Source organism: Cellulophaga sp. 20_2_10, from assembly GCF_023476645.1.
In the GTDB taxonomy this organism is placed as follows: Bacteria; Bacteroidota; Bacteroidia; order Flavobacteriales; family Flavobacteriaceae; genus Cellulophaga.
Genome location: NZ_JAMCOJ010000004.1, coordinates 169,191 through 194,349, shown reverse-complemented (window position 1 = coordinate 194,349; position 25,159 = coordinate 169,191). Strand labels below are relative to the sequence as shown.

Annotated in this window: 18 protein-coding genes; 10 read left to right on the top strand and 8 right to left on the bottom strand. The window is 31.6% G+C overall.

What is annotated here, in order from left to right:
- Positions 1–125: 125 nt before the first annotated feature.
- Positions 126–890 (top strand): exodeoxyribonuclease III, encoded by a 765-nt coding sequence (locus M4I21_RS09590; protein WP_249558910.1) that lies wholly within the window; start codon positions 126–128, stop codon positions 888–890.
- A gap of 77 nt (positions 891–967) precedes the next feature.
- Here the strand turns inward: M4I21_RS09590 and M4I21_RS09585 are convergent, their stop codons facing one another.
- The 5 genes from M4I21_RS09585 to M4I21_RS09565 form a co-directional block, all read right to left on the bottom strand.
- The gene (locus tag M4I21_RS09585; protein WP_249558909.1) at positions 968–2,350 is read right to left on the bottom strand and encodes a TlpA family protein disulfide reductase; all 1,383 of its coding nucleotides are present in this window, start codon (positions 2,348–2,350) and stop codon (positions 968–970) included.
- Positions 2,351–2,359: 9 nt separating this feature from the next.
- Positions 2,360–3,442, bottom strand: a complete 1,083-nt coding sequence (locus M4I21_RS09580; RefSeq protein ID WP_249558908.1) for a TlpA family protein disulfide reductase — start codon at positions 3,440–3,442, stop codon at positions 2,360–2,362.
- 44 nt (positions 3,443–3,486) lie between these two features.
- On the bottom strand, positions 3,487–4,893 hold the full coding sequence (locus tag M4I21_RS09575) for a RagB/SusD family nutrient uptake outer membrane protein (RefSeq protein ID WP_249558907.1): 1,407 nt from the start codon (positions 4,891–4,893) through the stop codon (positions 3,487–3,489).
- A gap of 12 nt (positions 4,894–4,905) precedes the next feature.
- The gene (locus M4I21_RS09570) at positions 4,906–8,421 is read right to left on the bottom strand and encodes a SusC/RagA family TonB-linked outer membrane protein (protein ID WP_249558906.1); all 3,516 of its coding nucleotides are present in this window, start codon (positions 8,419–8,421) and stop codon (positions 4,906–4,908) included.
- Positions 8,422–8,554: 133 nt separating this feature from the next.
- Positions 8,555–9,733, bottom strand: a complete 1,179-nt coding sequence (locus M4I21_RS09565) for a FecR family protein (RefSeq protein ID WP_249558905.1) — start codon at positions 9,731–9,733, stop codon at positions 8,555–8,557.
- 102 nt (positions 9,734–9,835) lie between these two features.
- On the opposite strand from M4I21_RS09565, the gene M4I21_RS09560 reads away from it, so the two are divergent.
- The 4 genes from M4I21_RS09560 (at position 9,836) to M4I21_RS09545 (ending at position 13,276) form a co-directional block, all read left to right on the top strand.
- Positions 9,836–10,438, top strand: a complete 603-nt coding sequence (locus M4I21_RS09560) for an RNA polymerase sigma factor (RefSeq protein WP_249558904.1) — start codon at positions 9,836–9,838, stop codon at positions 10,436–10,438.
- A gap of 150 nt (positions 10,439–10,588) precedes the next feature.
- Positions 10,589–11,614 (top strand): COX15/CtaA family protein, encoded by a 1,026-nt coding sequence (locus M4I21_RS09555; protein ID WP_249558903.1) that lies wholly within the window; start codon positions 10,589–10,591, stop codon positions 11,612–11,614.
- A 36-nt stretch (positions 11,615–11,650) separates the two neighbouring features.
- Positions 11,651–12,163, top strand: a complete 513-nt coding sequence (locus M4I21_RS09550) for an IS1096 element passenger TnpR family protein (RefSeq protein WP_249558902.1) — start codon at positions 11,651–11,653, stop codon at positions 12,161–12,163.
- Positions 12,164–12,217: 54 nt separating this feature from the next.
- Positions 12,218–13,276 carry a nucleoid-associated protein gene (locus tag M4I21_RS09545; protein WP_249558901.1) on the top strand — a complete coding sequence of 353 codons (1,059 nt, stop codon included), beginning with the start codon at positions 12,218–12,220 and terminating at the stop codon, positions 13,274–13,276.
- 60 nt (positions 13,277–13,336) lie between these two features.
- On the opposite strand, the gene M4I21_RS09540 is transcribed toward M4I21_RS09545, so the two are convergent.
- Positions 13,337–14,422 carry a hypothetical protein gene (locus tag M4I21_RS09540; protein ID WP_249558900.1) on the bottom strand — a complete coding sequence of 362 codons (1,086 nt, stop codon included), beginning with the start codon at positions 14,420–14,422 and terminating at the stop codon, positions 13,337–13,339.
- Positions 14,423–14,591: 169 nt separating this feature from the next.
- On the opposite strand from M4I21_RS09540, the gene M4I21_RS09535 reads away from it, so the two are divergent.
- From M4I21_RS09535 to M4I21_RS09525, 3 genes are all read left to right on the top strand, one after another.
- On the top strand, positions 14,592–17,045 hold the full coding sequence (locus tag M4I21_RS09535; RefSeq protein WP_249558899.1) for a DUF11 domain-containing protein: 2,454 nt from the start codon (positions 14,592–14,594) through the stop codon (positions 17,043–17,045).
- Between the two features lie 99 nt (positions 17,046–17,144).
- On the top strand, positions 17,145–18,047 hold the full coding sequence (locus M4I21_RS09530; RefSeq protein ID WP_249558898.1) for an ABC transporter ATP-binding protein: 903 nt from the start codon (positions 17,145–17,147) through the stop codon (positions 18,045–18,047).
- A 27-nt stretch (positions 18,048–18,074) separates the two neighbouring features.
- Positions 18,075–18,908 carry an ABC transporter permease gene (locus M4I21_RS09525; RefSeq protein WP_249558897.1) on the top strand — a complete coding sequence of 278 codons (834 nt, stop codon included), beginning with the start codon at positions 18,075–18,077 and terminating at the stop codon, positions 18,906–18,908.
- 48 nt (positions 18,909–18,956) lie between these two features.
- Here M4I21_RS09525 and M4I21_RS09520 read toward each other — a convergent pair whose 3' ends face one another.
- On the bottom strand, positions 18,957–19,634 hold the full coding sequence (locus tag M4I21_RS09520; RefSeq protein WP_249558896.1) for a hypothetical protein: 678 nt from the start codon (positions 19,632–19,634) through the stop codon (positions 18,957–18,959).
- A 149-nt stretch (positions 19,635–19,783) separates the two neighbouring features.
- Between M4I21_RS09520 and M4I21_RS09515 the strand changes: the two genes are divergently transcribed.
- On the top strand, positions 19,784–22,510 hold the full coding sequence (locus M4I21_RS09515; protein ID WP_249558895.1) for a T9SS type B sorting domain-containing protein: 2,727 nt from the start codon (positions 19,784–19,786) through the stop codon (positions 22,508–22,510).
- A 134-nt stretch (positions 22,511–22,644) separates the two neighbouring features.
- Positions 22,645–24,630, top strand: a complete 1,986-nt coding sequence (gene uvrB / locus M4I21_RS09510; RefSeq protein WP_249558894.1) for an excinuclease ABC subunit UvrB — start codon at positions 22,645–22,647, stop codon at positions 24,628–24,630.
- Positions 24,631–24,732: 102 nt separating this feature from the next.
- On the opposite strand, the gene M4I21_RS09505 is transcribed toward uvrB, so the two are convergent.
- Positions 24,733–25,155 carry an Hsp20/alpha crystallin family protein gene (locus M4I21_RS09505; protein ID WP_249558893.1) on the bottom strand — a complete coding sequence of 141 codons (423 nt, stop codon included), beginning with the start codon at positions 25,153–25,155 and terminating at the stop codon, positions 24,733–24,735.
- Positions 25,156–25,159: the final 4 nt, after the last annotated feature.

Sequence of the window (25,159 nt, the reverse complement as noted above, 5' to 3'; positions counted from 1 at the left end):
ACTTGTTGTTTCATTTTAAAAATAAAATCTCTTAAAATAATCTTATATTTAAGGTAAAACCAATTCAATTTTTTAATTTCATCCTAGAATTATAATATTCTATTTTAACCCATAAAGTAAAACTAATGCATATAGTATCTTGGAATGTAAATGGTGTACGCGCTATTGTAAAAAAGGAGTTTTTTGAATCTGTAAAATCTATGAATCCAGATATTCTTTGCTTGCAAGAAACTAAAGCACAAGACAATGAAGTAACCAAAGCACTTGCTCCTTTAGATAATTTTAATTTAGCCTCTAACTCCGCAGATAAAAAAGGGTATTCTGGTACTGCTACATTAAGTAGCAATAAACCAATTACTACCAAAGCAGATATTGGCATAGAAGAACACGATACAGAAGGCAGAGTACTCTGCACCGAGTATGAGAACTTTTATTTGGTAAATGTTTACGTTCCTAATTCTGGACAAAAATTAGATAGGTTAGCGTACAGAAAACAATGGGATAAAGACTTCTTAAGCTATTTAAAGGAGCTAGAAAAGAAAAAACCTGTTATTGCCTGTGGCGATTTTAACGTGGCCCACACAGCTATAGATTTAAAGAACGATAAAAGCAACTACAATAAAACTGCTGGCTATACGCAAACCGAAATAGATGGTATGGATAATTTTATTGCTGACGGATTTGTAGATTCTTTTAGACTACTACACCCAGATGAAGTTGCCTATACATTTTGGAGTTACCGTTTTAAATCTAGAGAACGAAATACGGGTTGGCGTATAGATTATTTTTTAGTTAGTAAATCTATTGAAGATAAAATAAAAGAAGTAACTATTTTTAGTGATATTATGGGATCTGACCACTGCCCTATTGGTTTAAAAATTGACTTTTAATAAAGAGGTTTTTAATATAAAAAACGCCTGAAGAAACTATTTTCTACAGGCGTTTTTAAATTTTATTTTAGGTGTGCTTATACCCCTAACTCATTTAATAAATCTATCAACTCTTTTTCTGATGGTCTTGGAGCATTGGCTTTCACAATTTTTCCTGTTGGGTCTATTAAAATAAACTTAGGAATAGCTTTTATAACATACGCCTTAGTAAAATCTGAATCAAAAGACTTATCTGCAAATAATTGTATGCCTCCCATAGCTTTATCAATCACCATTTGTTTCCATTTATCATGGTCTCTGTCTGCGTCTACAGAAATACTTACAAACTCTATGTTTTTACCGTGATATTGCTTTTCTACTTTTTGTAAAAAAGGAACCTCGTACAAACAAGGTCCACACCAGGTAGCCCATACATCTATATATACATATTTGCCTTTAAAATCTTCTAAAGAAGTTGTTCCTCCTTTATGATTTTCATAATTTACAAATAATGGGGAAACATTTCCTGGAGCTGTAAGTTGTAACTCTTTATACAAACTTGTAATTGTTTTTTTATCTTCTTCATTTGTAGAAAATTTCATAAAGTCATTATAATATGCAGTCCTGTCAGTAACATATGTTATAGTGCCAGATGCAGCAGCTATTAAAAGAGAATTTCTAATAAAATCATTTTTATTAGTTCCTAAGGCATTAACATAAGCGATGTTATAATCTACACCTTTTTCTTTTTCTGCTTTTTTTGCTAACTCTTGGTAATGCCCACTTACTAAACCATTATATGTTTTTGAGTATTTAAAATCTTCCTCTACATCATATGATATATTTTTTGTGTCCTCCAAAAAGCTATCAGAAACAGTATAGAGAGAATCTTTTCCAAAATACCTATACATTTCTTGATGCTTTAAAAGCATATCTATATAATAATAGTTTAAATCTCTTTTTTCTAATTCTACAAAGTCCTTATTAAAATCTGGATTTTCGTTTAACTTATTAATTAAACTTTCTTTATAATTGACAAGTTTACTTTTATAAGCGTCTTCTGCTAAAGCATAAAACTTTATTCCTTCTTCCCCATAAAAATTAAGACTTTCCTTTGTTTTTAAGTTCAAGAAATTACTCTCTAAAGCTCCCTTACCAACAATAGAAATAGCTTTATCTTCTATACCCTCATCAAAACTTAGGGATAAATTAGCTCCAGGAAACAAATAAATTGGAGTAAGATTACCTTTAACACCTATACTATACCCTCCTGTATCTAACCTAAGTGTATCTACAAAAGACCCATCTTCGTTAATTTTTATTGTTTTTATTGTTTGGTATGCTTTATTTAATTGAAGTTCTTTAGATTTAACATTTTTTACTTTACCATATACAACTGCATAGTCTACAGTTTTCTCTTTTTTTTCTTCGCATGAAGCAAATAAAACAAGAGCACTAATTGCTAATATTATTTTATTCATTCTGAAATTTTATTTTTTAAATCCTAATTTTTCTAACTCATTCCATATTTTTTCTTCAGGAAAAAAACCTTTAGATAAAATAACTCCCTCTGGACTTAAAATTACCAAATGTGGAATTGCCGTTACGTTAAAACTATCTGACACTTTTTTAGTATCCAATAATTGCAACCAAGGCATTTTTTCTTCTGTTACCGCATTCTCCCAAGCCTTTTTATCTGAATCTGTAGATATGCTGATAACTTCTAAATTCTGATCTTTAAACGTCTTATATACATTTTTTAAATTTGGAATTTCTTTACGACAAGGACCACACCAAGATGCCCAAAAATCGATGATAATATATTTACCTTTTAAATCTGTTATTTTAAATTCTTCATTTGTCTCTGTAAGCGGCAATGTAAACATTGGCGCTGTTGCACCTACAGCAGTAGCTAGCTCTGCATTAAGTCTTGCGTTTAATGCTTGTAAATAATAAGAGTCTTTAACTTCTGGAGAAAATCCCTTTTTAATTTTTTTCAAAATATTTGATTCTGCTCCCCAAAATTGCTTTTCTACTAAAGCCGTTAAAACATAACTCTTTGGGTACTTAGCTATAGCATTTAATAAATTAGATGCGTAGTTTACTTTAAAAATAGAATCTTCTTTAGATACATCTTTCTGGTATTGTAACTTAGACATTCTTTGATAGCCCAATTCCTTGTCTAAATTTGAAAATTCTTTTTGATAAGGATTCTCTTTTACAATTAGTTCACCATCTTTTAAAACTATACTTATAGCGCCAGAACCGGTAAATATTTCTTTACTGAAGTATTTACCATCTAAAGAAATATGTAATTTACGTAACACCTTGGCGTCATCTAACACAATAGTTGTGATTGATGAATTTATTTCTTTTTTAATTGTTAACTTTTCTGCTTCTTCTCTTGAGTTGACTTTTTGATATGGATAAATTGTTACTTTACCTTCTTTTGCATCTCCTGTATTTAAAGTAATAACACATTGCTGAGTACTACTTGCCTTTTCTGATGGTTGACTATTGCCACAGCTGTAAAAAAATACAGACAACAATAGTGCTATTACTTTTATTTTCATTCTTATGATTTATTCTATTTAGTTTAAAAAATAGTAGAGACTAGTTAATCTCTTATGTTGTTACCTAAAGCTGGTGTGCCGTTTATATATTTTTGAGCTATTGGCAATGCCCAATTGTTACCATTTGCTTGTAGAGAATATGTTTGCCCGTTTAGGTTTCTAGTAAGCGTAATATTAGCATTATCAAACTCATTGTAACGTTTTAAGTCAAAAAATCGAAGTCCATTTCCTGGTAATTCTATTCTTCTTTCATCCTTTACTATTTGTAAAACTTCATCTTTATCTGTACTTACTAAAGGAGCATATGTACCTGTTTTAAATCTGTTTTCTCTAATTAAGTTTACATCCGCAAGCGCTAAATCTAAATTATTTAAACGCGCATTACACTCTGCTCTGGTTAATAATACTTCTGGCACAGAAAAGCCTGCAGCTCTAGCATAGTTAAAATACGGATAACCTAAAGCATTACCATCATGCGGTATACCAAACAAAAAGGATATTGGCGAAAACATTTTTTTACGAAGATCATCATCTCCATACATAGAAAACAACTCATCACTAGCGACTAATAAACTATATGTATCAGGAGATTTTTTTGCCCACAATAACTGTTTGTCATCTTGCTGTTGATCTAACAAAAGCACATCAAAATAAAAACCATAATCATTATAATTATTTATGGTATTGTAAATCGCTAATGAACTATTTGCTGCATCTAAGGCTTTATCATAATCTGCCATGTATAAATATACCCTTGCTAAAAATGCATAAGCACTAGACTTAGATGGTCTATGTTTATGGTTATTAGATTCTGGTATTTCTGGTAAATTAGGAATAGACTCTTCTAAATCCGTTATTATTAAATTATAGATATCACCAACAGATTGTCTACTTAAATCTGCTCCAATTAAATTAGAATCTAAACGCAAAGGGACACCTGGATTAGAAGCCGCATCTGCACTATAATGTAACCCATATAAGTTTACCAAAGCAAAATAGCTATAAGCCCTTTGTACTTTTGCTTCTGCTAAAATCTGGAACTTCTCTTGGTCAGATCCGTTTTCTGCATCCATAATTTCTTCTACAACTATGTTTGTTGGGTATATTTGTCCATATAACCTAGCCCAATCACTATCTTCATCATTGGGTTGATACAAATCATCATCCCAAGTATAAGCTCTAATAGTTTCTGCTCCAAATTTTGAAGATGTATTGTCATTAATTGTAAAATCGTCTGACATGTAATCTGTGTTTGCATAAGTTTCTCCAAAACCTGGAGATATTTTAGGAAATCCAGATCCACTACCATCCACCTGATCTAGTAGTAACCTATAGTCACTAACATTAGTAGGTATAATTTTTCCTTTTGGCTTAATATCTAGCCACTCTTCTTTATTACAAGCTGTTATTAATACCAATACAAGTATTAATACTGAATATTTTAGTTTCATATATACTGTATTTTAAAAATTAATTGCAAAATTTAAAGTAAAAGTTGGTTGTTGTGGTAAGTATAAACTCTCTGGATCCATATCCCATTTATTAAAGTTTATTAAACCAATATTACGAGCTTGTAAACTAACTCTACAAGCATCTATACCCGTATTCCCTAATATATTAGCGTCTAAATTGTACCCAACAATAATTTCTTTGAATCTAATATGAGAGGCTGAGTCTACAAATTGATCTCCGTTTGCATAATAAGAGTAACCCAAGTTATAAATCTCATTTCTAAGGGTTGGTACTCTTGGTATGCTAGTAGTATTCTCATCTCCTGGGTTTTGCCATCTGTCTTCAAAACCAGCATGAACATTAGCTGTTACAAATGGAACTGAATTTCTATAATCTAATATGTTTCTATTTCTAAAAACGTGCCCTAATTTATAAGTTACTAATGTTCTTACATAAAAGTTTTTATAACTGAAATTATTTACCCAAGAACCATAGTATTTAGGAGTAGTTGTACCACTATATACTAAAGCATCTGTATTAGTTATTGGAGCCTCTGCTAAAGTTCCATTTTCATTTATTCTACCATTAACATCTACCAATTGTCCATTTTCATTAGTTGTTAATGGATCTCCGTTAATATCTAAACCTGCAGATTTATAACTATAAATGTATCTTAAAGGATTGCCTACCAATGGCTGGCCACTTAAGTATGTATTTACTGTTTCTTCTGGTACGTCTACTTTTGTTACCGTATTTTTATTATGGCTAAAACGTAAATTAGTATTGTATTTAAAATTTCCTTTTTGCGCTACATTAAAAAACAAGCTTACATCTACTCCCTCATTCTCCATTTCTCCAACATTTATTGTTGCCGTATTAAAGCCATATACCGATGGGTAAGAAACAGGAGACAATAAATCTGTACTATTTTTTTTATAATACTCTACACTACCACTAACCACGTTATTAAATATTCCAAAATCTAAACCCAAATTAGTAACATGTACTTTTTCTAGTCTTAGTTCTTCATTTTTAACATTAGCTATATATGCAAAATTTGTATTAGTCTTTGGGTTTATAGAGTTCCCAGCTATTAAATATGGTCCTGTAGTACGATCTACATTACCATTAACACCATAAGTACCTCTTAGAGATAACTGATTAAATACAGTACTATTAAAAAAGTCTTCCTTAAATATATTCCACTTACCACCTACAGAATAAAGAGGTTTATTTTTATATTCTTTACTTGCGCCAAATAAATTGGTATCATCTAACCTAATACTACCGGTTAAAGTATATTTGCTTAAATAGGTATATGCACCATTTGCATAGTAAGACACATATCTATCCTCTACCTCACCTACTACAGCAGGGTTTAATAGGGCTCTAGATGAATTTCCACTACCAGTAGTTGGCACTCTTTCTCCAAAGGCTATAGATGCAGATGTTAACGATTGCGAATCAAAACCGTATAATAAGTTACTGTTAGATGAAGATTTATCTTGTCTTAATTCATAACCTGCCAATGCAGTTACTCTATGTTTACCTTCATTAAAACTTTTATCAAAATTAAGCTGAATTCTTCCTTGTCTAGATTTACTAGTATTATTGGCTAGACTATATAAACTACCCTTTGGTACATGGTTTATCAATTCTCCATTTTCTGACCTAGTAAATGTATTTACTAAATCTCTAGCATAATAAGTATCTTCATTAAATAGGTTATTAGTCTCAGAATTAAACCACTCATATTGGTAAGATCCTTTTATAGATAAATAATCTAATAACTTGTACTCTACAGCAGTTTGTATACGCATAGAGGTGTTATTAGTTTCATTATCTTTACTATTAAACTCGCTCATTAGATTGTAATCCCAACTATATGGGTATCCTTCTGCAACTTTTTCTTCTTTAAAATCCTGGGCTAAAGAACGAGGTTGTGCTACTTGATTGCCATTCGCATCTAAAATATTTTGGTATTGGTATAATTCTTCATAATTTCTTGAAGACATACCATTTGCTGTGTTTTTACCAGAGGTAAAGTTAAAATCGTTAGATATGGTAAGCTTTGGTGTAACATTAAACACACCTCTTAAATTTGCTACAAGCTGATCAGAATCGTTGTTCTTATAAAAACCTAAATTTTCATTTTTATTGTAAGACACAGAGCTTCTATAAATACTATTTTCTCCACCACCGCTAATTGCAAAGTTGTATTGAGACCAGTACGTGTCATTCATAAACAAATCTTGAAATTCGTCGCGACTATCTATGCCCTTTAATCTATTTATAATGGCGTCTGCTTCCGATTGCGAAATTTGCCCTTCGTTTAATTTTAAATAGGCTTCTATCCCTGCTCCTAATGCTGGTTGGTTTTGCGCTTGTGGTAATAATGACCATTCATTATCTGCCCTATGTTTTTCAAACTCTAAAAAACTACTTGTAGATGCATATTCTAAATCATTTAAATCACTTTTTGGAGTAATAGCATAATTTGTAGAAAACTCTATAACTGGTTTTTTATTTCTATTTCCTTTTTTAGTAGTTACAACTATAACACCATTTGCTGCTCTAATACCCCATATTGAAGCTGCTGCAGCATCTTTTAATACTGTAATACTTTCTACATCATTAGGGTTAATAGAATTTATAGCATTAACACCTTGAGAAATAGGGAAACCATCTATAACAATTAATGGTTCTGGACTTACATTTAAAGAACCTATACCTCTAATTACAGGACCATCTGCATCATCAAACAAAATACCCGTTAGTTCTCCTTCTATCTTATTTAAGATGCTTTGCGATATTTTTGTATCTAACACTTTGGTATCTACCTTATCAAAAGAACCTGTAGTTCTTTCTTTTGAAATTTTTTGGTAGCCGGTACTTAGTATAACTTCATCTAACTCAGTAGCGTTACGTTCTAATGTAACCTCCATGACAGTCTCATTAGCCACAACTTTTTCTACAGTGTCAAAACCTATAAATGAAAAAACCAAAACATTACCTTTGGCTACACTTATAGTATATTTACCATCAAAATCTGTAGAAACACCTTCAGCTGTTCCTTTAATTAAAATAGTTACACCTAGTAATGGCACACCATTCTCATCTGTTACCTTACCTGTTATTTTTTGCTGACTAAAACCAGATTTAGGACTTATTATTATGGTATTGTTTTTTGTTAATGAGAAATGATACCCTTTTAAGTCAAAAAAGCCACTTAATAATTCATCTGTTTTTATACTTCCTTTTTTAACAGATAGTAAAGGAAAGTCTTTAAATAAATCTTCATGATAAAGAAATGTATAGTTTGTTTGATTCCTAATAATAGAAAAAGCCTCGTCTACAGAAATTACTTTATCTTTCTCTATAAACACTTTTGCGTTCTGAGAAAATACCTCGTTGGACGAGAAACTAAATACGGTTGTACAAAATAGGAACAGAAATATTCTCATAATAAACTTCAAGACACCTGCTCTCTTTCGAAAGTAAATGGAGTTAATAATTTTTATTTTCATAAATTTGAGTGTTAGTTGGTTAAACCATTTGGTTAATTAATTAATAATTTTCTTAAGGGACAGGGTCTTAACTTTCCACGGCATAGACTCTGTTCTTTTACTTTTCACTACTTTTTGTTCTCTCTTTCTTTTTCTAATTTAAGGTTATACTTGTATTATTCATTTCATATGATGTAATAAATCCTGAATTCTTAATAGCTAATAAAATATCTTCTAAAGGCTGGTCTTTACTTAAAACTCCCATAAACTTAGCATTTTTCACTTCCACATTTGTAAATTTAAAATCTACATTATACCAACGAGATAGTACTCTAGTAATCTCTTCTAAGGGTTTACTTTTAAAACTAAAAACCCCATTCTTCCAAGAGGTTACATCGTAAACATCTACGATATTTTTACTATAACTTTTAGTATCAATATTAAAAGCAACTTGTTCATCTGGTTTTAATATATCTTGTGACGCATTTGCAGTAAGAGCTACTTTACCCTCTACCAAAGTGGTATAGACCGTATCCTCATCTGTATAAGCCTTAATATTAAATTCGGTTCCTAACACCTCTACCTCTTGGTACTTAGATAAAACTTTAAATTTACTTCCTAAGTGTTTTGTACTTGGAGACACATCAAAATAAGCCTCGCCATAAACCAATTCTACTTTTCTTACTTTTCCTTCTATAAAACGCTTTGGATATTTTAATTGAGATTGAGAATTTAACCAAACTTCAGTTCCATCAGATAATTTTACAAAATATTGTCCTCCTCTTGGAACAGTTAAATAATTATATTCTATTGCTGTGCTTGGTTTTATATTGTTAGTTGTATAAACTAATTTATTTTTAGACGAACGAGCAGAACCGTTGGCGTAAATACTATCTTTCTGTAAAACTACATCTGTACCATCTTCTAATGTTAAAATAGCTTTTTCGGTTCCCGGAGTAATTATATGTTCTGTTGCAACAACTTCAATAGGTTCATTTTTAGCAACGCTGGTATTGGCTTTAAATAAATAGAAGGACCCTAAACTAGCAAAAACAATAAATACGGCTGCATACTTTAATAAAGTACTATACTTTTTCCTTTTTAAACCCTTATTACTATTTTTAATTAGTTGAAGCAGTTTTTCTTTTTCTTTCTCTGTCTGAAAATCTTTCATACAATAATCAACTATGTAATTTGCTTTAACATAGCTTTTAAATAATTCTTTGTTAGACTCTTCTTTTAATGCATCTAGCAATTCATCTAAATCTTTTTCTGTACTAGATTTAGATAAATACTTAGTTATAATAATTTCTATATTTTCTGATTTTGGCATTATTATGCTCTTTTTAACTAATGACGCAACTATTTAACACTACCCCAACGTTTTTTTATTTTTTTTTTTACATTGCAAGGATTAATATTAAATTTTAACAACATGAAGGTGATTTTTACTGATGAAAAAGAGTTAAAAAAAGAGCTTAAAAATAGCAATGAAAAAGCGCTATCTTATTTAATGGACACCTACCACCAACCCTTATGTCTCTACGTTTACAGCTTTTGTAACGACTCTGATGGCGCCAAAGATATTGTACAAAATATTTTTATTAGACTATGGGAAAAAAGAGAAAAAGTTGAAGCAATTGTTTCTTTAAAAAGATTTTTATACAAGTGCTGTTATAATGAATTTATTAGTCAATATAGAAAAGATAAAAAAATATTAGCTTTTGAAGTTGAACATGTAAATGCACTTGAAGAGTTAATTAAAGAGGAAAATGAAGCCTTATTAAAAAAGCAAATCGAGTTACTAAAAATAGAAATACAAAACTTACCTCCACGATGTAAAAAAACCTTTTTACTTAGTAAACAAGAAGGTCTTTCTAATCTTGAAATTTCTCATAAAATGGACGTTACTATTAAAACTGTAGAAGGGCAAATAACAAAAGCATTTAAAATATTAAGAACTAAATTGGGAGATAAAATAAGTCCCATTTTATTTTTACTTTTTAATTCTAAAAAATTTAATCCAAATATATTTTAAACTTCCTTTTATTAGAATACTGCTCATCTTTTAAATGTCAACTTAAAAACTAATATGTATTTGTATTGGTTGGCAAAAAGATAGCTTTTAAAACTTTACTTTATAGTAAAAGAGGCTTATTTTTGCATTCTATTTTAGACTTCCAAAAAAATGCAAAAGACATTTATTAAAACAGCAAAGATATCCTTAGTTTTAGTTTACCTCGTTATTATTGCTGGCGCAGTCGTTAGAATGACTGGTAGTGGTATGGGATGCCCAGATTGGCCAAAATGCTTTGGACAATATATACCACCAACAGATATTTCAGAACTGCAATGGCAGCCCTTTTCGTTCTTTAAAAAAGGAGAAGTAATTATAGTAGATAAAACATTAGAAGTCGCAAGTGAAGATTTTACATCTACAGCCCAGTTTAGTAAAACTAATTGGCAGACTTATACAAAACACAATTATGCTATTTTTAATGCCACACATACCTGGATAGAGTATATTAATAGACTATTTGGCGCTCTTGCTGGCTTAGCTATATTTTTTCTAGCCCTATTATCTTTAAAGTATTGGAAGAAGAAAAAATCGATAACATTATTGTCTTGGTTTCTTGTTTTTGCAATGGGGTTTCAGGCGTGGTTGGGAGCAACTGTAGTTTACTCACTTTTAAACCCTGTAAAAATTACAGTACATATGGTTATGGCTTTAGTAATTGTGGCGATACTACTCTACATAATTTACAGTATAACAGACAGAACAGTAACGGTACATAAAGACAAAAAAACAAGACAACTTATTTTTGTTGCCTTAGTTTTTACCCTAATACAAATAGTTTTAGGTACACAAGTTAGGCAAATGGTAGATGACCAAGCAGATATAGTAGGTGACGCTGCAAAAAACTTATGGCTAGACAATGTTACCATTACATTCTATATACATCGGTCTTTTTCTATAGTAGTAACCTTATTAAATGTTTTCATTTTTTATAGAATTACAAAACTAAAATTAGGTTTAGCTAAAATAAAATGGGTGTTATCACTGTTATTGTTAGAGATAATCACTGGTGTAGCTATGAATTATATTCACTTTCCGTTTGGAAGTCAAACACTTCACCTTGTTTTAGCCTCTCTCCTATTTGGAGTTCAGTTTTATATGGTTTTAGAACTATTAAATACTGCTAAAAAGAATTAAAACTTTGTAACTTTGCAAACCCGCAATATTTAAAAAATGATTTACAAAATTAGAATTATCCTAGATGCAAAGGATGATGTTTTCCGAGATATTGAAATTGAAGGTAACAAAACACTAGAAGATTTTCACAATGCAGTAACACAAGCGTTTGGATTTTTAGGTAGTGAAATGGCTTCTTTTTATACTTGTGATGAAGAATGGAACCAAGATGAAGAAATTGCTCTTTTTGATATGAGTGAAAGTGGTTCTGATGTTAAACTTATGAATGAAGTCTTCTTAGAAGATATACTTACAGAAAAAACACCTAAATTAATTTACGTGTACGATTTTCTAAGTATGTGGACTTTCTTTGTAGAACTAGCAGACATCGTAGAAAAAGAAGATGGTTTAGCATACCCAAACATTCTATTTAGCTTTGGTGAAATACCAGATAGTCCTCCAGAAAAGAACTTTGAGGCTGAAGGCCCTAAAGATGATGAGTTTGACGATGAATTTGATGAAGATTTAGGCAGTTATGAAGATTTAGATTTTGATGAAAATTGGAACTAAATTTTTAAACGAAAAGCATATTTTTACAACAACTAATATTAAAACAATATACCATTGATAAACTTATATTCTACCCAGATAGAAAGTATTTCTATACACCGTGTTGGTAATAAAAACAAAGGAGAAGGTGCTTTTTTATCTAATCAGCCTTTTACTTTAAATGATGAAACAACTGGTCTTTTAAAAGAGTATTTCTTTAAACCATTTAGAGAAAAAGAAGAAAATTACTTTAAGTTTACTAACGAGGTAGATGTAGAATTTAATGAAATATACAAATTAGCTTCAGAAATTTTTGATGCTCCAGAAAGTTGTCATGCTGTTTCTAAAAAAGTAGCAACACACTTGTTTGAGCAATCTAATCACCCGCATATAAAAAGTGGCGAATTATATGTAACGCATTTAACAGATGTTTTGTTAGATAACAAAAAAGTAGATGCCATTGGTATATTCAAAAGCGAGCTTAAACACGATTTTCTACAGTTAATAGAAGATGGTGAAAATATAGACATTAATATTCTACAAGGAATAAATATTAATAAGCTAGATAAAGGTTGTTTAATTTTTAATTCTCATAAAGAGGAAGGTTACAAAGTTCTATCTGTAGACAGCAACCGTTACGATACTAAATATTGGTTAGAAAACTTTTTAGGGGTTGATGCCTTAGCTGATGAAACATTTTACACTAAAAACTATCTTAAATTCTGTCAGAATTTTGCAAAAGATGTTGTTTTACCTGCTGAAGATAAGCAACAAGAAGTTTTGTTTATGAACAAAGCTGTAAACCATTTTGCAAAAAATGATTCTTTTGAAGAGACAGACTTTTTAAATGAAGTAATGGAAAACCCTGAACTAATACCAGAGTTTAAAAATTACAAAATGGAAAAAGGTCCAAAATTTAGCGTAGAAGACGTATCTAACTTTAATATTGCCAATAAGGCGGTATCTGATGTTCGTAAAAAAATTAAAAATGTTATTAATTTAGATACAAATATTCAGATAAAAATGGATTTTATAAACCCAGAATCTGCAGAGAAGTTTGTAGAAAAAGGTTGGGATGAAGAACGCCAAATGTATTACTATTTAGTATACTTTAATAAAGAAGAAAAAAGCTAAAAACTACTGACTTAGTAACTTTTAGCTTTACATTAATTATAGTTGTAATGGAGAATCGAATTAATCAATTTTAATTCTGTTCTCCATTATTTGTTTCATACTCACATCTTCATAATTACGTTTTACAAAATCTAATGTTAAGTCAAGTACTCTACCCATTTTTCTGCATTTTTTAAATTGCATATCTAAGGTTAGCTCATAAATTTGCTCTCGTAACATTTTTACATTTGCAGCTGTAGATATACTATCTCTTCTACAAATAGCTCTTAGTTTTTTAATTCTATTACCAGAACTTTTAATTCGTTTTGCTACAATAGAACGCTCCTCTAACTTATACTGGTCTACAGAGCTTACTAACAGCTTTTTACGAACTAATTCTACCATTTGAAAGTTTTCTTTAAAAAACTGTGGCCTATACACCTTTAATTTACCTTCAAAACATTGCTGATCAAAATCTATTGCTCGTATGCGGTACACTACGTGATCAAAATCATGCATAGGTACAATTACATAGTTATAAGATCGCATATCACCCAAAAGGCGAATCATACAACGTTCATTAAACTTTACAAACTCTTTGGCTAATTGTGCTTTTTCAGACTCGGTACATTTTGGCAACATATCTTTGATAAAAACATCTCCAGGAATACCAGCGATATGCTCCTCTATTAAAGTGTCTTTATACACTAAAAAGTTAAGATTATACGGAGATAACATATGCTCTAGTTCCAATCCATAAATTCTAGATGCATCCGTCTTTTTTATATAGAAATACGTAAAGTTATCATTCAGAATATTTCGCACTTTAATTCTAAATGGCTTTGAGTTTCCAAAAGTGCAAAAATCCACAGCATCAATATTTAAGTACTGTATAATATTATCTCCACCATCAGAAAGTAAAATAGAATACACTTTTTTTAAGCTTAAATCTATCTCTACTCTATCATATTCAGAGTAATAAACGCGTACCCATAAAGTATCATTATCATCAGAATCGTAAACAACGACAGAACCAGAAAAACGTAACAAATCTTCATAAAAAATAGGGATCTCCATTTTCCTATTATAATGCTCTAAATAAGCATCTAATTGACTACTTACAGGGTAAGCAGGTTTCTTTTTAGACATTAATCTTTCCTCTGACATCAACTTCTAATTTTATTACAAAATAGTCAAATAGTTGAATTAAAAAAGAAAAATATATTTTTTTAAACCCTATTTTAACATATTACAACACTATAACGTGCCTTTACAACATTTATTAAGATAACAAAAAATCTATTTGTTATTTTGTATACACTATAAAATATAAACAATGCCCATATATCAAAAACATTTCAAATTAATCATCATTATATTTGTCTGTTTTTTTAACTATTTTGGATACGCTCAATTAAGTGATTTACATTATCTACCACCTTTAAAACAAGGAGGTAATAACCAAGCTGTAAAAGACCAAGCTGTGTATTTATCTACACCAGAAACTACCGCTTTTACCGTAAACGTATATCAAGGTACTATAGCTGCCCCAATAGCTACTTTATCTGTCTCTAATGGCGCTCCAATTACCTATAATTTAGCTAACGGAGATAATAATATTACTTTAGTTACTAATGCTAATACTGGCGTAGTTTTAAATCAAAGTGGTTTACGTTTTGAATCTCCTGGTGGAGAAAAATTTTATGTCAACTATAGAGGTAGCTCTAGCTCACAGTCCACTTCGCTTACCAGTAAAGGTAGGCAAGCCTTAGGCCGAATTTTTAAGTGGGGCGGAATTCCCAATAGAGGAAAAACAAATAGCTTAACCAATACCTTAGGTATTATGGCTACTGAAAATAATACAGTAGTAACATTATCTGGCTATGACCCAAATAGTGAGTTTAGGCTTGGTGGCAATGCCGGTGGTATTACAGCAGACACTTATCAAATAACTTTAAATAAAAATGAATCTTTTGTTTTTGAAGCGTACGTAAAACAAACTACAGCCAATATAGATGGTTGGTTAGGTGCTACCATTGAGTCTAACAAAGATATAGTTATAAGTAATGGTGGTTTAAACATTGGCGTAAGAGTAGGAAATGCAAGTAGAGATGCTGCTATTGACCAACCTGTACCTGAAAATAGAATAGGAAAAGAATATGTTTTTATTCGCGGTAATGGCTCTAGTGAAACTGAAAAACCAATTATTATTGGTACTCAAAATGGTACCGCCATTTTTGTAAATGGTTCCACTACGCCTATAGCGACCATTAACAATGGAGATTATTTTGAAATTCCAGAAAGTAATTATTCTAGTTCTACTGCAGGTGGAAATATGTTTGTTACAACGTCTAAAGATGCTTATGCCTATCAATTATTAGCAGGTGGATCATCCATAATTACTGTAGGATTAAATTTTGTTGCTCCTGTTAACTGTTTATTACCAGATACGTTAAACAATATCCCAGATATTAAAGATGCCGCCGGTGTTACAATGAACGGTGGTGTTACCATAATAGCATCTACCTCTACTCCAGACGGTAATATTAGCGTAACAGACGGTAATGGCAATGTTGCATTACCAGCATCATCTGCGGTAGCTGGCTCTCCCGATTGGAAAACATTTTATGTTCCTAACTTAACAGGTAATGTTTCTGTACAATCTACAGGTCCTATTGCCGTGGGTTTTTTGGGTTTTAATGGTGCAAGAGGTATTGCTGGGTATTTCTCTGGTTTTGATACTGTACCAGATGTAGATTTACAAGTTTCTGGTGGTGGTTGTTTGCCAGGATCTATAATACAAGTTAAAGATCCTAATTTTGACGCCTACCAATGGTACCAAAATGGTACAATTGTGCCTGGTGCAATATTTTCTAGCTATACACCTAATGAAGCTGGTGACTACTATGTAAGGGTTACAAAAGGTGGTTGTACATATGACTCACAACCAATTGCATCTTATTATTGTTTACCAGATATTGTAGTTAAAAAAACTGCTAATGTAAGTTCCATCTTAGAGGGCGATATTTTTGAGTTTAAAATAACCGTAGAAAGTCTTGGTCTCAATGATGTTACTAATTTAAAAATTACAGATGTTATTCCTGCTGGTTTAACTTTGCTATCTGCCAGTCCTACTGTTGGTAGCTGGTCTGCTCCGCAATGGACAATTGGCAGACTTAAAAAAGGTGAATTAGTTTCTATCATTTTAGAAGTACAAGCAGATGAATTACCTTTTAACTCTACGGTTACTTCTTACACAAATACAGTTACAAACACTCAAAACCAAGTAGATAGTAATACTACAAGTGATGATATGTCTGAGACCGTAACCATAAGTAATAATGAAATTACAGTAACAAAAGTTGCCTTACCAGCAGCAGATGGCTCGTATGATTCTTTAAATGAAGAAATTAGATATTTGCTAGTCGTAACAAATAATGGTCCTAATACGTTAACTAATGTAACTGTTACAGATCCTATTGCAGACGCGGGTAGTATAAGTCCTGCTTCTGTTGCTACATTAGCTCCTTCTAGATCGGTTAAATTTACACTTACACATAGTATAAATAATGCAGAGCTTATGGCGCTCTTAGTAACAAATACTGCAACCGCACAAGGAGAATTGCCAAATGGTTTTGTTATCTCAGATACTTCTGATGACCCTAACGAAAGTGCTAACGTAGATAGTAATGGAGATGGGGAACCAGACGACCCAACAATTGTAATATTGGGCAGACCTAAAACTGTTATTACAAACCGTAGAATTACCCATAGAGTTAAGCTAAACTAATTTCTAGATCGTATATTATAAAAACAATTTGTAAGATTTTGTAACAAATTCTTAGGTAGCTCGTCTTATGACCATAACAATCATAAAAACCAGCTACTCTTGGAAACAATACTTACAGTAAAAAATCTCACTAAAAAATTTGGTTATTTAACCGCTGTAAAAGATTTATCTTTTACTATAGAAAAAGGAAATGTTTATGGCATTTTAGGACCTAATGGTAGTGGTAAATCTACTACACTTGGTATTGTACTAAATGTGGTTAACAAAACTTCTGGAGACTTTAGCTGGTTTGATGGGAGCATAAATACACACCAAGCCTTAAAAAAAGTCGGTGCTATTATAGAGCGACCAAACTTTTACCCCTATATGACAGCTGTACAAAACCTAAAATTGGTTTGTAAAATTAAAGAGGTAGATGAAGCTAAGATTGAAGAAAAACTAGAGTTAGTTGGACTTTTAGACCGTAAAAATAGCAAGTTTAAAACCTACTCATTAGGTATGAAACAGCGATTAGCTATTGCCTCTGCTCTACTTAACGATCCCGAAATACTTATTTTAGATGAACCTACAAATGGTTTAGATCCACAAGGAATTCATCAAATTAGAGAAATTATAAAAATTATTGCAGCACAAGGAACTACAATTCTATTGGCTTCACACCTTTTAGATGAAGTAGAAAAAGTGTGTAGCCACGTTGTTATTTTAAGAAAAGGAGAAAAATTATATTCTGGCCGTGTTGATGAAATGATTGCTAGCTATGGCTTTTTTGAATTAAAAGCTGAAAATAATGAAGCTCTCTTATCATTTTTAAAAATGAATCCAAATTTTAGTTCTTTGGAAGAAGAAAATGGCGTAATTACAGCTAACCTAAAGAACGAATTAAGTGCTACTGAATTAAATAAAGAATTGTATAATAGCGGCATAATCCTATCTCATTTAGTGAAACGTAAAGAAAGCTTAGAAGAACAATTCTTAGAGCTTACTAAAAACGAATCTAACTAATCACATCAACCAAAAAACTAAAAAATTATGTTACGTTTACTACAAATAGAATTTATAAAACTATGGAATAATAAAGCAAGTAAAGTTTTAATACTTTCTTACTTTATACTAATGATACTTATAGCTGGTATATCTATGATAAAGATAGATTTTGGCCCTTTAAAGTTTCATATTGCAGATGTTGGTATTTTTAATTTCCCATACATATGGCACTTTAACACCTTTATGGCTGCCTTTTTAAAACTGTTTTTGGCTATTGTTATTGTCTCTATGATTGCTAATGAATATAGTAACAAAACAATAAAACAAAACCTAATAGACGGCTTATCTAAAAAAGAATTAATACTTTCTAAATTTTTAACAATTGGGGTATTTTCTTTAGCTTCTACTATATTTATATTTCTAATCTCCCTAATACTTGGTTTAATTTACTCGGACTTTAATGAAGTTTCTATTATTTTTTCTGATTTAGAATACCTCCTAGCCTATTTTGTAAAACTAATTGGTTTTTTCTCTTTTTGCTTCTTTGTTGGGGTACTAGTAAAACGATCCGCTTTTGCCTTAGGATTTTTATTTATCTGGTTTATTGGAGCAGAAATTATTCCGTACACATACTTAGCTTCTAAGTACTCTAAAGAAGTTGCAGATTCAGTTTCTAGGTTCTTTCCTTTTGGATCTATGTGGAGTACAATTACAGAACCTTTTAGTAGATTAAGCGTTATAAAATCTGCAGCACAGCAAGTTGGTGAGGATATCTCTAGAGATTATAGTGTACAACCTTTACAATTACTAATTGTATTATGTTGGACCGCTATTTTTATATATTTGTCATACATATTACTAAAAAAGCGAGATTTATAATCTCGCTTTTTTGACAACATATAATGTTATTTTAAACTTAATATTTTTTTAAAGTGAATTATAATACTTCAAAATTTGAATTAAATCTTGTTTTTCTTTAAAGCTTAGTTTATGTTTTTGGGCATATGATTTAATTTTTTTTGAGCTATCACCAAATAGATTTAATATAGATTTTTGACTTCTAGGTAATTCAGTAGCTATATTACTTTTGAAAGATATATACATTTTATCTTTTACTCTTTCAAGAGTAGGTGCACTGTAATTATTATAACCTGAAGTTTTAACTACTTCTTCTTCAAATTTTATTTTTTCATGCACTAATAATGATGCCCCTTCATCTGCTCCATTATACAAAACCACAAAATACCCTGTTCCTTTACCCTTACTATTAAAATAGTCATAAACTTGATAAGTTTTTGATGATTTTAAAAAATTAATAGGAGAATTATAGTTCTTTTTTATATTGTATATTTTTTCCTCATTCTGAATTTCTATTTCATCTCTAAATGCATTGTATCTAGCAGGAAAAGTAGTACTATTTTCTAGCAATTTAGCAGATTTAAAATTTTCATCAATATAACTAGTTCCTTTCAATTCTTCAGGTTCTCCATATATAGATCCAACCTCTGCTAAACTTCCATAAGTGGTTACATTAACATCCCTGTATTGCGAATATCCAAAACTTACACTAATTAATGTTACTATTATTAAAAATCTATTTTTCATTTTATTTCATTTTACAATTTGTAATATTAAAGCTACTTATTTTTAGTTGTAAATCCTAAAAATTAACACTTTAAATCAAAAGTTCTTCCTTTATAGTGTTAAAAAAATGAGATTTATAAGTATATTTAAGTGTTTTAGAGAACGCTTATATGAAACCAACCTTAAAATTACTCGCATTAGCGTTGCTTTTGCCTATGCTGTCTTTTGCGCAAAGTCAAGCTTCTAATTGGTACTTTGGAGATGGTGCAGGTATACGTTTTAACGATAATGGTAGTGTCACTGCTCTTACAGACGGAAAACTAAACACCACCGAAGGTTGCGCTACAATATCTGATGATGATGGTAATTTATTATTTTACACAGACGGCATACGTGTATACACAAAAGACCATGTTCTTATGCAGAATGGTAACGGCTTATACGGCGATCCTTCAAGTTCTCAGTCGGCCTTAATAGTTCCCAACCAGAAAGACACTAATATTTTTTACATTTTTACTGTAGACACAAGTGTTTTTGACGCTGATCCGGACTATGGTTTAAATTATTCTACTGTAGATATGTCTTTAGATGGTGGTAAAGGAGCAGTAACTATCAAAAACACTAAGCTTTTAGATTATTGCTCCGAGAAAATAACAGCGGTACTTAAAGATTGTTTTAATAAATCTGTTTGGGTAATTACTTATGCTAATGAAAACGGAAGCGAAGGTGTTTTTAATACTTTTCACGCTTTTGAGGTTAATGATAGTGGCGTTGTAACTACATCTGTAAAATCTAAAGTAAATAGTTCTGTTTCTGATAAAAGAGGATATTTAAAATTATCCGCAGATGGCAGTAAAATGGCCTCTGCTAATGTTAGCGAAGGTCTATTTTTATATGATTTTGATGCAGATACTGGTTTACTTAGTAATGAACAACGCATAAACATTAGTGCTCCAAATAAAGATCCCTACGGACTAGAATTTTCTCCTAATAACGAGTTACTTTATGTACATACATACAACTCTCAATATGGTTTAGCTGTAGAAAGTTCTAACCTTTTACAATACAATTTAACAGCCGCAAACATCTCTGCCAGTGAAGTTGTCTTAGACGAACAAAACATTTTTAGAGGGGCATTACAACTGGGTGAAAATGGTAAAATATATAGGTCTATAGCCAAATCTTACGATCAAGGTACAAGTTATTTAGGGGTAATTAATAATCCTAACCAAGTAGGTACAGCCGCTGGTTACCAGCATAACGCTATTAGCTTACAAGGTAAATTAGCCACACAAGGCTTACCGCCTTTTATTCAGTCTTTCTTTGCTAAAGAAGATTTAGTAAAAAACACAGATGGTAGCACAAGTGCATCATTAACTATTTGTGAGGCAGATGATTTTACGTTAGAAGTAGACAATCTTCCTGGAGCAACGTATACTTGGTCTTTAAACGGAGTGCCAATAACAAATAATAGTAGTATTTTAAATATTACTAATGCAACTTTAGCAGACGCAGGTAAATATACATTAGAAGTAACTCCTGCGGATCCGTCTGAATGTCCTATTATTGGAGAAGCACAAGTAACCATTAACCCATTACCTGTAATTAGCAATGCAATAGTAACTCAGTGCGATTTAGATGCTTCCTCCACAGATGGCTTTGCTGTTTTTAACCTTGAACAAGCTAGTTTTGATATTTCTAACGGCATTGCAGAGAATACAGTTGCTTTTTATGCCAGTGAAGCAGATAGAGATTCTAATACTCCTATTACCAACCAAATTGGGTTTACAAATACAACTGCTACAAACCAAACTATATACACTAGCGTTACCAATAAAAACGGATGTATTATTTATGCAGAGTTGGTTTTGCAGGTTCAATCTACCACGAGTAGTCTACCAAAAGCATTACCGTATTACGCCTGTGATATGGATTCTTATGATGCTGAGCAAACGGGAATGTTTGACTTAGAATCTATAAAAACAATAGATTATCCAGGTTTAGAGGTAAGTTTTTATACTTCTCTAGAAGATGCATCTTTAGAACTGAACCCTATTTCTGGTGAAGATTATATTTCTACTACTGCTACTGTATTCGCGAGATTAGAGGCAAGCAACCAATGCCAAGGTGTAGAAGAAATTAGCTTAATTGTGCAACCAACTCCTAAAGTTGTTCTTGAGGATGAATATTATTTTTGCACAGACAATCCTATTTTAGAACTTACAGCTGAACCTGGTTTTGACACCTACCAATGGTTTAAAATTGAAGACAATGGTACAGAAACTTCTATATCTAGTTTAGTTAACACAACCATTACCAACATTGGAAACTACAGATTAGAACTTGGTTATAGTCACAATAGCGGCGCGCAAACCTGCACTAACAGCAAAGAGTTTAAGGTTACACCATCTAACATTGCTGTAATAACCAATGTAGAAGTAAAAGACATCAGAAAAAACAACACTATAACTATTTTAGTTAGCGGAGATGGCGATTATGAATATGCCATTACCGATCCATTAGGACCATACCAAGACAGTAATAACTTTACCAATGTACCTGCGGGAATTTTAGAGGTTTTTGTTAGAGATAAAAAAGGTTGTGGCATTACAGAACCTTATGAGGTTTCTGTTATTGGGTATCCAAAACTATTTACTCCTAATGGTGATGCTATTAACGAAACTTGGCAAATTAGCGGTATAAGCAGTACGTTTTTAGCTAAAAGCGATATTTATATTTTTGATAGGTATGGCGTTTTAGTTGCTAAAATAGACCCTAGCTCTGTAGGTTGGAACGGTAACACTAGAGGTGTACCTGCACCTGAGTCTGATTATTGGTTTAGAGCCAAACTTGAAAATGGCAGAGACTTTAATGGTCATTTTTCTTTAAAACGATAAGCTGCGCTAGGGATTGAAACGGCACCACGTATTTGCCTTTTTGCAAAACGGAGTATAGTGTAAAGCCCGCTCGAGTGCCCAAAATACCTGACTTATTTGTATGCTGTTATTGCGGTATTTGTTACTTTTAATCTATGAAATTTAAAGTTGTATCAAAATTTGAGCCTACAGGTGACCAACCCCAAGCAATTAAGGAATTGGTTAAAGGTGTTAATGAGGGAGAAAGACACCAAACTTTACTAGGAGTTACAGGCTCTGGAAAGACATTTACTGTTGCCAATGTAATAGAAGATTTACAAAAACCAACCTTGGTTTTAGCACATAACAAAACGTTAGCAGCCCAATTATACTCGGAGTTTAAGCAGTTTTTTCCAGAAAATGCTGTAGAGTATTTTGTGTCTTATTACGATTACTACCAACCTGAAGCATACATACCAACTACGGGTACTTTTATAGAGAAAGATTTATCTATTAACGAGGATATAGAAAAGTTGCGTTTAAGCGCTACCTCTTCCCTATTATCTGGTCGTAGAGATGTTATTGTTATTGCGTCTGTATCTTGTTTGTACGGTATAGGTAACCCGGTTGAATTTCAGAAAAACGTTATTTCTATAAAAAAAGATCAAGTAATTTCTAGAACTAAATTTTTGCATCAATTAGTACAAAGTTTGTATTCTAGAACTACTGCAGATTTTAGAAATGGTAACTTTAGAGTTAAAGGTGATGTCGTAGATGTTTTTCCTAGTTATGCTGATCACGCTTTTAGAATTCATTTTTTTGGAGATGAAATTGAAGAAATTGAGGCTTTTGACCCTTTGCACAATAAGGTTTTAGAAGTTTATGAAACTTTAAATATTTACCCCGCTAATATGTTCGTTACTTCTCCTGATATTTTGCAAAATGCTATACATAGCATACAAGCAGATATGGTAAAGCAGGTTGAGTATTTTAAAGAAATTGGAAAACATTTAGAAGCCAAACGTTTAGAAGAACGTACTACGTTTGACTTAGAAATGATACGTGAACTTGGCTACTGTTCTGGTATAGAAAACTACTCTAGGTATTTAGATGGTAGAGAACCCGGTACAAGACCGTTCTGCTTATTAGATTACTTTCCAGATGATTATTTAATGGTGATAGATGAAAGTCACGTTACCATACCACAAGTGCACGCAATGTACGGTGGAGACAGAAGTAGAAAAGAAAACTTGGTAGAATATGGTTTTAGACTACCTGCTGCAATGGACAACAGACCATTAAAGTTTGAAGAATTCGAAATGATACAAAACCAGGTAATACACGTAAGTGCTACACCAGCTGATTATGAATTACAATTAAGCGGTGGTGTATACGTAGAACAGGTTATTAGACCTACTGGTTTACTAGACCCCATTATAGAAGTTAGACCAAGTTTAAACCAAATTGATGATTTGGTTGAAGAAATACACTTGCGTATAGAGAAAGACGAACGTACTTTGGTAACTACACTTACCAAACGTATGGCGGAAGAATTGGCTAAATACCTAGATCGTATTAGTGTACGTTGCCGTTACATACATAGTGATGTAGACACCTTGGAGCGCGTAGAAATTATGCAAGATTTACGAAAAGGTTTGTTTGATGTACTTATTGGTGTAAACCTTTTAAGAGAAGGTTTAGATTTACCAGAGGTATCCTTAGTTGCCATTTTAGATGCTGATAAAGAAGGTTTTTTACGTAGTGCACGTTCTTTAACGCAGACCGTTGGTAGAGCTGCTAGAAATTTAAATGGTAGGGCTATTATGTATGCTGATAAAATAACCGCTAGTATGCAAAAAACTATGGACGAAACCAACTACAGAAGAGAGAGGCAAATTGCTTACAATACCAAACACAACCAAAAGCCTATGGCTTTAAATAAAAGTTTAGATAGTGTATTGTCTAAAAATTCGGTTTCTACATATCATTTTGAGAAAGAAGAAATGCGTGCAGCAGAACCAGATATGGCTTATTTGACTACAGACCAAAAAGAAAAAATGATTCGTGAAAAACGAAAAGCTATGGAAATAGCTGCTAAAGACTTAGATTTTATGCAAGCAGCTAAGCTTAGAGATGAAATTAAAGCATTGCAAGAAAAATAAAAAAATGCCCTAAACAATAATGCTTAGGGCACTTTACAAAAAACTAACCAACTTAATCAACCATTGTTTTATGCAAACACATAAAACAAAACCTTAACTTTATTATGCAATATCTAATGACCTTTTTGGTCTAGGTAATGCTTCCTCTTTCTTAGGAAGTGTAAATTTTAGAATTCCATTTTCATATGCAACACTTATACTTTCTTCTTTAATAGTATCTGGCAAACTAAATGTTCTTTTAAAGTCTCTAATTTTAAATTCCTTTAAAGAATATTTTTCTTTTAAATCTGTATTTATTTTTTCACTTGTTACAGACACTGATAAAATATCTTTATCAACCTCTACTTTAAAATCTTCTTTTTTTCTACCAGGAGCTAATAATTCTAACGAGTAATCTTTTTCGTTTTCTTTAATATTAACTGGTGGTATAGTTGGCGTATTAGCTTCTAAACCTCCGTACCAATCTGTATTTAATAACTCGTTTAATAATGATGGGAAAACTGTATTTTTTTTAACTAAACTCATAACT